Source organism: Vibrio sp. 10N.222.54.E6 (assembly GCF_041473955.1).
Classification (GTDB): domain Bacteria; phylum Pseudomonadota; class Gammaproteobacteria; order Enterobacterales; family Vibrionaceae; genus Vibrio; species Vibrio tasmaniensis_A.
The window spans coordinates 17,915-27,893 of sequence record NZ_JBFRTD010000016.1 but is presented as its reverse complement, the minus strand read 5'-3'; the positions used below and the strand labels follow the sequence as shown (position 1 = coordinate 27,893).

Annotated in this window: 9 protein-coding genes; 2 read left to right on the top strand and 7 right to left on the bottom strand. The window is 45.0% G+C overall.

Annotated features, from left to right (window positions below):
• Window positions 1-302: 302 nt before the first annotated feature.
• The 6 genes from fre to trxA form a co-directional block, all read right to left on the bottom strand.
• A complete protein-coding gene (fre, locus tag AB4513_RS10615; protein ID WP_009848201.1) occupies window positions 303-1,016 on the bottom strand; it encodes an NAD(P)H-flavin reductase in 714 nt (237 codons plus the stop codon).
• A 20-nt stretch (window positions 1,017-1,036) separates the two neighbouring features.
• Window positions 1,037-1,306 (bottom strand): 2Fe-2S iron-sulfur cluster-binding protein, encoded by a 270-nt coding sequence (locus tag AB4513_RS10610; RefSeq protein WP_009848200.1) that lies wholly within the window; start codon window positions 1,304-1,306, stop codon window positions 1,037-1,039.
• Complete coding sequence (ubiD, locus tag AB4513_RS10605; RefSeq protein WP_009848199.1) at window positions 1,306-3,144, bottom strand: 4-hydroxy-3-polyprenylbenzoate decarboxylase; 1,839 nt, start codon at window positions 3,142-3,144, stop codon at window positions 1,306-1,308. The genes AB4513_RS10610 and ubiD overlap by 1 nt, the downstream gene beginning before the upstream one ends.
• A gap of 98 nt (window positions 3,145-3,242) precedes the next feature.
• Window positions 3,243-4,238, bottom strand: a complete 996-nt coding sequence (locus tag AB4513_RS10600; RefSeq protein ID WP_009848198.1) for a hypothetical protein — start codon at window positions 4,236-4,238, stop codon at window positions 3,243-3,245.
• A gap of 110 nt (window positions 4,239-4,348) precedes the next feature.
• Window positions 4,349-5,608, bottom strand: a complete 1,260-nt coding sequence (gene rho, locus AB4513_RS10595; protein WP_009848197.1) for a transcription termination factor Rho — start codon at window positions 5,606-5,608, stop codon at window positions 4,349-4,351.
• A 199-nt stretch (window positions 5,609-5,807) separates the two neighbouring features.
• Window positions 5,808-6,134 carry a thioredoxin TrxA gene (gene trxA, locus AB4513_RS10590; protein WP_009848196.1) on the bottom strand — a complete coding sequence of 109 codons (327 nt, stop codon included), beginning with the start codon at window positions 6,132-6,134 and terminating at the stop codon, window positions 5,808-5,810.
• A gap of 111 nt (window positions 6,135-6,245) precedes the next feature.
• Between trxA and rhlB the strand changes: the two genes are divergently transcribed.
• Together rhlB and gppA are read left to right on the top strand one after the other, a co-directional pair.
• The gene (gene rhlB / locus AB4513_RS10585; protein WP_009848195.1) at window positions 6,246-7,556 is read left to right on the top strand and encodes an ATP-dependent RNA helicase RhlB; all 1,311 of its coding nucleotides are present in this window, start codon (window positions 6,246-6,248) and stop codon (window positions 7,554-7,556) included.
• A 6-nt stretch (window positions 7,557-7,562) separates the two neighbouring features.
• Entirely contained in the window at window positions 7,563-9,056 is a 1,494-nt protein-coding gene (gppA, locus tag AB4513_RS10580) for a guanosine-5'-triphosphate,3'-diphosphate diphosphatase (protein WP_009848194.1), read from the top strand.
• Between the two features lie 100 nt (window positions 9,057-9,156).
• Here the strand turns inward: gppA and AB4513_RS10575 are convergent, their stop codons facing one another.
• A complete protein-coding gene (locus AB4513_RS10575) occupies window positions 9,157-9,828 on the bottom strand; it encodes a 7-cyano-7-deazaguanine/7-aminomethyl-7-deazaguanine transporter (protein WP_009848193.1) in 672 nt (223 codons plus the stop codon).
• Window positions 9,829-9,979: the final 151 nt, after the last annotated feature.

Here is a 9,979-nt window from a genome sequence, read left to right as displayed (position 1 = left end):
CTTGTTGAGCGTTCCTTTTAAGTAAGGAGCCTCTCGAAGTGGACGGCCATTCTAGCGAATTAACATTCAGTGTCAAACACTTTTTGAAAATTAATTTTTTGTCGCTTTCCGTCTGACTGATTGTTGCTGAAGCCTTGTGGCGTCTGCCGTCTCAGTGGTGTCGCATTATAGGGAACCCACTCAGCTTAGCAACTACTTTTTCATGAAAAATGAATAAATAGAGCTTAAGTGCCTAATAGTTCACCTAAACGGAAAAAAGAGAGCATTTCTGCTCTCTTTTTGCTCTAAATCTAAAAGAATTCTTAGATAAACGCGTAAGCATCTGCGTACATATGGTCACGCTTTGCTTCTTTATTCTGAGTAAACAAGTCTCTTGCAGCACCTGCCATTTCGAAACGACCCGCAATGTAGATATCAAAATCAGCTAATGATTCGAAACTTTGCGTGATTGCTTCAAGTACATTACCCGTTTGACCGTGCCAAACTTCAGGTGCTTCTTCTACTACTGGTACAAAATGTACATTGCTGTGTTTTGCTGCAATGTCGACAAGCTCTTCTTTCGCATACAGCTGGCACTCATCTTTTGCGCCCCAGTATAGATGAATCTCTTTTTTACTGTTCTGCGCGATGCAGTGATCGAGAATAGAGCGCACGTAGCTAAAGCCAGTACCACCAGCAATCAGTAACAGAGGGCGATCGCTTTCTTCTTTAACCCACGCATCACCATGCGGAGCATCAATAGCTATGTCGCCATCTTCAGCTTGCGCTTTCTTCATTGCCTCAACAACTTCTGAAGCGTAAGCATTGTGCTCAGCTGCACCAATGTGTAACTCAAGCTCGCCTTCATGACGACAAGGGCTGCTTGCAATCGAAAATGGACGCTTGTCTTTTTCACCCATTTCAACCATCAAGTATTGGCCCGCTTTAAAAGCGACCGGTGTTTCTGGGTGAAGTAGGATTTGGTAAGTGTTACAAGCCAAAGGCTCGATAGATTTCACTTTACATTTAATAGTCATGTTCTTCCTCTCACTAACCCTTAATCGGCAAAGGTTAGAACTAAATTACTTTCTGCAAATGCTTGGCAAGCAAAAATCCAACCTTGTAACTGCTCTTTCTCTGTGAGCATGGGTTCAAGGTGGTAACTCACTTGGCCTTCTAATTTTTTGCACATGCACATAGCGCATGCACCAACTTGGCAACGGTTTGGAAAATTGATATTGCTGTTGAGCGCAGCATCCAAAACCGTTTGCCCTTTTTCTACGGTAAAACTGATATTTTCTGGGTATAAGATTACTTGGAAGCTCATTAGATTCCTAGCTGTTCCCAGATGCTATCAATCTTTTTAACGACGTCTGGATCCTTGGTGATTGGAACACCCCACTCACGTAGGCATTCACCTTCAAACTTGTTCGTCGCATCTAGACCCATTTTTGAGTGTCCAGTTTGGTTTTTCAAGAATAACGTATCTCTTGCCGGATCCATTCTTGTAGTCACCGCCCAGACAATGTCATTCCAGTCACTGACGTTAACGTCACTATCACACACGATGACAAATTTGTTCTCATCAAACTGAGACCAAACCGCTTCAATGATTTTCTTACCATTACCTGCTGCTTGCTTATCGATAGACACAACGACCATGCACGCATTGTCATTCTGTAAGTGAATATCAATAATTTCAGGGAAGGTTTCGGTTAGCTCAGCTAGGCAACCTTCAACATGCTTACTATCTATAGGTAAAGATTTAGCATCAGGTGATAGTGCCAACTCCGCATCCCACTTCTTAGTAATGTCTAAACCCATTTTTGAGCCTAAACCTACCACTGGCGATGCGAAATCTAGTGAATCGATAGGTGTGTTCTCTATCATCAGGCTGTCACGAGACGGATCCATATGTTCGCACATAGCAGCGGTCACTTGAGACCAATCACGTGCGTTAACATCCTCATCGCATACCAAGACAAATTTTGTGTACATGAATTGGCGTAGGAAAGACCATACACCCATCATCACTCGCTTAGCGTGACCTGGGTATTGCTTCTTCATGGTCACTACCGCCATTCGGTACGAACAACCTTCAGGTGGCAAGTAGAAGTCTTCTATTTCTGGGAATTGCTTTTGAAGAATAGGAACAAACACTTCATTTAACGCAACACCTAATACTGCGGGCTCATCAGGTGGACGGCCAGTATAGGTACTGTGATAAATCGGATTCTCGCGCATGGTTACATGAGTAATAGTAAACACATGATGCTTTTCTTTCTCGTTGTAGTAACCAGTATGGTCTCCGTACGGCCCTTCGTCTGCGAACTCATTCGGGTCGATGTAACCTTCCATTACGATTTCAGCACTCGCTGGCACTTCTAGGTCGTTACTGATTGATTTAACGACCTCAGTTTTACTGCCACGCAACAAGCCGGCAAACGCGTATTCCGATAAGGTATCTGGAACTGGCGTAACGGCACCAAGAATCGTGGCAGGATCGGCACCAAACGCTACCGAGACAGGGAATGGCTTGCCTGGGTTGGTTTCCATCCAATCACGTAGATCAAGCGCTCCACCACGGTGGGCCAACCAACGCATGATGATTTTATTCTTGCCGATCTTCTGTTGACGATAGATACCTAAGTTTTGGCGTTTCTTGTTTGGACCACGAGTAACCGTTAAACCCCACGTTAGCAACGGCGCGACATCGTCCGCCCAACAGCTCATCACCGGAATTTTATCTAGGTCGACGTCATCACCCTGCCATACGACTTGTTGACAGGCCGCCTTACGAAGACGCTTAGCTGGCATATTTAAGACCTGCTTAAACACAGGCAGCTTATCGATAGCGTCTTTAAAGCCTTTTGGTGGCTCAGGTTCTTTTAAGTAAGCAAGCAACTTACCTACTTCGCGTAACTCTTTGACCTCTTGACGCCCCATACCAATGGCTACCCGATCAGGTGTACCGAATAGATTGGTCAAAACAGGCATGTCATAGCCTACGGGATTTTCAAATAAAAGAGCCGGGCCACCAGCACGTAGAGTACGGTCGCTAATCTCGGTCATTTCATAGTCTGGGTCGACAGGGTGAGAAATGCGTTTCAACTGACCAATGCTTTCAAGATGGTCGACAAAATCACGTAAATCTTTAAAACTCATAGGGCTTCTACATGCTGATTATTCTGCGCTCAGTATATCAAAAAGGGTGACGCTGAGATCCCCCTTTTTAGTGTGGTTATTGAGAGGCAAAATCCACTTTACGGTAATGCTTGCTCGATCAAAGAGCTCTTCACCTGAGGGTTATCATTCACAAGATCTTGCAACCAGCGCGTGTGACCTTGTTTGGCTAATTCACGGGCGACTAATGGCGCTTCATCGGCAATCGCCATCCTAGAGACAAGGAACTGCTTCACCTCTTCTGATAGCGGGTTCACCTTGGTAAGCAAAGTAATCGCTTCATCTTTCAAACGAGGATTCTTAGTCGCTGCCATTACCTGTTCCAACGCGAACGTTTGTTTAGTTTTAGCAAGTCGCTCTAACTCTGCTTGGCTATGATAATCGGCCTTCATTCGCCATAGAATCTTATAGACCTCAGGGTCTTCGCTCACTTGCGCTAATCGAACTACCACCTCGGTAGAGGGTAACCAGCTAACAATAGAAGATGCGGTGAGTTGCTTAGTCAGATAGTCAACCGCTTCAGGAGACAAACTGTCTAGCTCTCGAATTAGTAGTGCTTCTCGCGTTTGAACTTGATGCTCAGGCCCTGACAACCACTCATTAAGGTTAAGTTTCTGCTTTTCTGCATCCAGTACAAACACCAGTGTCTTCTGGTCTTGGTGCCATTGCTTGATCAGTCGATTAGCAATCGAAGGGTAATTAAAAGCAGGTACCGTAAACTCGTAGCCATCCCCACGCTCTAATACTTGGTAGGTCGGCGTGATAGCGAGTTGCTGTTCTATGAAAATAGACATCTTAGGGGTGAGAACTATCTCTTGCTGTTCGATCTTCTTCAAGAGCCGGTAACGAGCCACCTCTTGCTGGGGAAATGTCAGGCGCTCAAGCGAAAAGCGCAGCGAATTGACTTCGTCACGCACGACAAGCTCGAGTAATTCAGCAGTTTTCAGTTTTACTTGATCATTCTCAAGCCAAGACTCTACTGTAAGTGGAGACATCTCGGTGGCATAACTCATACCAACCGGTGAAAGTAACAGTGAAGTAGACAGGAGTAATGATGACAACAGTCCATGTTGCATTTTAACTTCCTCGTAACACTTTTGCTCATTCTGCAAGCTGTCGCTACAAAATGCAAATAAAAAGCGCCACCCGAAGGCAGCGCTTTTTAATAACTATAAGCTAATCAATACTACTGACGACGCATTGCGTCAAAGAACTCATCGTTCGTTTTAGTCATTGCTAGCTTGTCGATAAGGAATTCCATCGCATCGATTTCGCCCATTGGGTGAACAATCTTACGCAGAATCCACATCTTCTGTAGTTCATCGTTCTTGGTAAGAAGCTCTTCACGACGAGTACCAGAGCGGTTGAAATCAATCGCTGGGAATACACGTTTTTCAGCAATCTTACGGTTAAGGTGCAGTTCCATGTTACCTGTACCTTTGAATTCTTCGTAGATAACTTCATCCATCTTAGAACCAGTATCAACCAGTGCTGTTGCGATGATAGTTAAGCTACCGCCTTCTTCTACGTTACGTGCCGCACCGAAGAAACGCTTTGGACGATGTAGAGCATTCGCATCAACACCACCAGTAAGAACTTTACCTGATGAAGGGATAACAGTGTTGTAAGCACGAGCTAGACGAGTAATTGAATCCAGTAGGATAACCACGTCTTTCTTGTGTTCAACAAGACGCTTCGCCTTCTCGATTACCATTTCTGCTACTTGTACGTGGCGAGATGCTGGTTCATCAAACGTCGATGCGATTACTTCGCCTTTAACTAGGCGCTGCATTTCTGTTACTTCTTCTGGACGCTCATCGATAAGTAGAACCATGAGTTCACACTCAGGATGGTTACGAGCAATGCTTTGAGCAATATTTTGCAGAAGCATTGTCTTACCCGCTTTTGGCGGAGCAACAATCAGACCACGCTGACCTTTACCGATTGGAGAAGCAAGGTCAAGAATACGAGCTGTGATATCTTCAGTTGCACCATTACCCGCTTCCATCACCATACGTTCGTTGGCGTGAAGAGGAGTAAGGTTTTCGAAAAGAATCTTGTTACGAGCGTTATCTGGTTTATCGTAGTTAACCGTATTTACTTTAAGCAGAGCAAAGTAACGTTCGCCATCTTTAGGTGGACGGATTTTACCGCCAATAGAGTCACCTGTACGAAGGTTAAAACGACGAATCTGGCTCGGTGATACATAAATATCATCAGGACCAGCAAGGTATGAGCTGTCTGCGCTACGTAGGAAGCCAAAACCGTCTTGAAGAATTTCTAGAACACCATCACCAAAGATGTCCTCACCACTTTTTGCGTGTGCTTTAAGGATGGAGAAGATAATGTCTTGTTTTCTTAAGCGAGCTTGATTTTCAAGACCTAGGCTTTCGCTAAGTTTAACAAGTTCAGACACAGGTCTGTTCTTCAGTTCAGTAAGATTCATAGTGGTGGAAGTTTGTTTAGTCAAAATAGGGTCTGTTTTCTTAAGTTAAGAAGGATTTGGTCACAGGCTCGACCAAGAAGAGAATTTGTTCAATTAACGTGCGATAAATTAGCACTAAAACTAAGACTAGTCCATAGCTTAGAAAAAACAAAACCGCGCATTTGTTAACTGCGCGGTTTCTTTTCAAATACTCACCTGATTATAGGTTAGCGTCTAGGAACTCTTTAAGTTGAGTTTTAGACAATGCACCAACTTTAGTTGCTGCTACGCCACCGTCTTTGAAAAGAAGTAGCGTTGGAATACCGCGAATACCGAATTTTGGTGGAGTACCAGCATTTTGGTCGATATTTAATTTACCGATTGTGAGCTGACCTTCGTACTCGTTTGCGATTTCATCAAGAATCGGCGCAATCATTTTACATGGACCACACCATTCTGCCCAAAAATCAACAAGAACAGGGCCTGCAGCGTTGATTACATCGTTATCAAAACCGTCATCAGTTAGCTGCAAAATCTTATCACTCATCTTCCACTCCAATGTATTTTTTAGAACTGGTTGGATGATAACCAGTAAATAGATGCCCTATTGGAATGTATTTACTTTCGTATTGCAAGCTTAAGCTGATATTCTATAGCAATGAAAAAGACGCATATCACAGAGCAAAAGTTCGCCGACTTGGATTTACTTCCGCAAGTCATTGAAGGATTGGAGAAAAAAGGGTTCGACTATTGTACCCCTATCCAAGCCTTGGCGCTCCCGGTACTGCTCACCGGCCAAGACATTGCAGGCCAGGCCCAAACGGGTACTGGTAAAACGCTTGCGTTTCTTACTGCTACTTTTAATCACCTGCTAAAAACACCTGAGCATGAAGGCCGTAAGCCTAACCAGCCACGTGCGATTATTATGGCACCAACGCGTGAACTCGCGATTCAGATCTACAACGATGCTGACTCTCTGGTTGCAAGCACAGGTATCAAGGCAGCATTAGCTTACGGTGGCGAAAGCTACGATAAGCAACTAGGTAAGATCGAAGAAGGCGCTGATATCTTAATTGGTACGACTGGCCGCATCATCGATTTCTACAAGCAAAAGGTATTTAACCTTAACCACATTCAAGCCGTTGTTCTTGACGAAGCTGATCGCATGTTCGATCTTGGTTTCATCAAAGACATCCGCTTCTTGTTCCGTCGTATGCCTGAGCCAAAAGATCGCCTAAACATGCTGTTCTCTGCGACGCTGTCTTACCGCGTACAAGAACTTGCATTCGAACACATGCACAACCCAGAGCATGTCGTTGTTGAACCTGAGCGTAAGACTGGTCACCGTATTCAAGAAGAGCTGTTCTACCCTTCTAACGAACATAAGATGGCTCTTCTACAAACGTTAATCGAAGAAGAGTGGCCAGATCGCGCAATCATCTTCGCTAACACTAAGCACAAGTGTGAATCAGTTTGGGGCCACTTGGCTGCCGATGGTCACCGTGTTGGCCTACTAACTGGCGATGTTCCTCAGAAGAAACGTGAAAAGATTCTTGAGCAATTCACTAAAGGCGATGTTGACCTGCTTGTCGCAACGGATGTTGCAGCACGTGGCCTACACATCCCTCAAGTAACACACGTATTCAACTTTGACCTACCTGACGATTGTGAAGATTACGTTCACCGTATCGGCCGTACAGGTCGTGCTGGTGAAAGCGGTCACTCGATCAGCTTTGCTTGTGAAGATTACGCAATCAACTTGCCACCAATCGAAGAATACATTGAGCACGCTATCCCAATGTCTGACTACGATGCTTCTGCACTACTGGAAGATCTGCCAGCACCGATGCGCTTACGTACACGTAACCCGCAACAACGCCGCTCAAACAACAATGGCCCACGCAACGGTAACCGGAAACCAAACCAGAACCGTCGCCCACGCCAACCGCGTCATAACAAGGAAGCTTAGTCGCTTATGAGTCAAACAGTGTCACCACCGCTTTATGCTGCAATCGACCTCGGGTCGAACAGTTTTCATATGCTCGTTGTGCGTCATATCGATGGCAGCGTACAAACCATGGCTAAAATTAAGCGCAAAGTTCGTTTAGCTGCAGGCTTAGATGAAAATAATGCGCTTAGTACTGAAGCCATGCAGCGCGGTTGGGACTGTTTGAGTCTCTTTACAGAGCGACTGCAAGATATTCCGAAAGAAAATATCCGCATTGTTGGTACAGCGACCCTACGTACCGCTATCAATGTGGATATATTTCTCGCGAAAGCGAACCAGATCCTTGGTTACGACATCAATGTTATCTCTGGTGAAGAAGAAGCTGCGACTATCTATAAAGGCGTAGCACACACTTCTGGTGGCAGCGGCCGCCGACTAGTGGTTGATATTGGTGGTGCAAGTACCGAGATGATCATCGGTGAAGGTTTCTCAGCCAAAGCCTTAACCAGCCTGAAGATGGGTTGTGTTACTTGGCTTGAACGCCACTTTAAAGATCGCCAATTAACCGCAACCAACTTCAACAATGCCATTGAAGCGGCTAAGTCTACGTTAGCTCCTATCCTAGATAGCTACACTGATATCGGATGGGATGTGTGTGTTGGCGCCAGTGGTACCGTTCAAGCGCTGCAAGAAATCATGTTGGCGCAAGGCATGGATGAAGTTATTACTCATGCAAAACTCAAGCGTCTACAAAAACAAGCGATGATTACAGAGCGCTTAGAAGAGCTTGAGATTGAAGGCTTAACCCTTGAGCGCGCACTAGTGTTCCCAAGTGGTCTTTCTATTCTTATCGCGATTTTTGAGCTGCTTGAAATTGATTCAATGACACTCGCTGGCGGCGCACTCCGTGAAGGTCTCGCCTACGAGATGGTTGATGAGTTTCGCCAAGAAGATATTCGCGCTCGTACCATTAAGAGCGTGCAATCACGCTACCAAATGGACGTAAGCTACAGTGAACAAGTTGCTGTAGTCGCACAGACTCTATTAGAGCAAGCGGGCGCCGAAACGTGGGTTTCTGAACCTCAAGCAGGTGTGCTATTACAAACAGCGGCGAAGCTTCATGAGATTGGTTTAACAATCGATTTCAAAAAAGGCGGCGAGCACAGTGCTTACCTACTGCAGAACTTAGACCTACCAGGCTTTACTCGAGCGCAAAAGCACTGCTTGGGTGAGTTAACACGTCGCTACCGCGAACAGTTAACTTCATTGCCTGAACAACATGCAATCTCAGGTACCAGCAGCAAGCGTATTTTACGAATTCTGCGTTTAGCTATTTTGTTGACTCACCGTCGTAATCCAGCGCTTGAGCCTGAGTTCAAGCTGACGACGGATGACAACAATCTGACCTTGACGCTTTCTAAGCAATGGCTAGCAGACAACCCGCTGACCGCTGCTGAGCTAGAGATCGAGTCGAATAGACAAACCGATATTGGCTGGCCATTGAATATTGAATGCCTCTGATATTAGTATCTGACGCTAGAAATTAAAAAAGCCCAAGTTAGTCTACTAACTTGGGCTTTTTCTCATCGCTGCATTAATGCTTTGCGTTACAAATCTAAACTTAAGCGTTAACGCCCGTTGCTTTAAAGTCAGGGTTCACAGCGGTTAACTTCTTAACCACGTAATTTAGAAGTACACCGTACATTGGAACAAACAAACCTAAGCTGATGATAAGCTTGAATCCGTAGTCGACCAACGCAATTTCAGTCCAGTGCTCAGCCATGAATGGATCTGGGCTTTGGTAGAAAGCAATCGCAAAGAACGCGATGGTATCAATGGCATTACCGAATAACGTTGAACACGTTGGCGCAACCCACCATTGCTTCATTTGGCGTAAGCGGTTGAACACATGCACATCCAAGATCTGACCAAGCAAATAAGCCATGAAGCTTGCCGCTGCGATGCGTGCAACAAACAAGTTGAACTCGCCTAGTTGGCTAAAGCCTTGGAATGAACCTTCAAAGAACACCACAGACAATAAATAAGAAACGGCCAGCGCTGGTAACATCACTAAGAAAATGATTTTACGAGCAAGCTGCGCGCCAAAAATACGTACGGTCAGGTCTGTCGCTAGAAAGATAAACGGGAAAGTGAAAGCACCCCAAGTGGTGTGCATACCGAAGACGGTAAAAGGTAGCTGAACCAAATAATTGCTTGATGCAATAATGATCAAATGGAACAAAACTAATAGTGCTAGGGCTTTGCGCTGTTGCGCAGGGGTAAAGTTACTCATGCTGTACCTTTTTAGTTTGGTTTGGGGGTGAGGGAACCCAAATCGAGTCATTTCTTCGAATAATCCAAGAAAGCTCTTACCAATAATGTGAATTAAAAATGTTTCTATAATTTGCTCTATTGAGCGGCGGGCGATTATACATTAATCAATA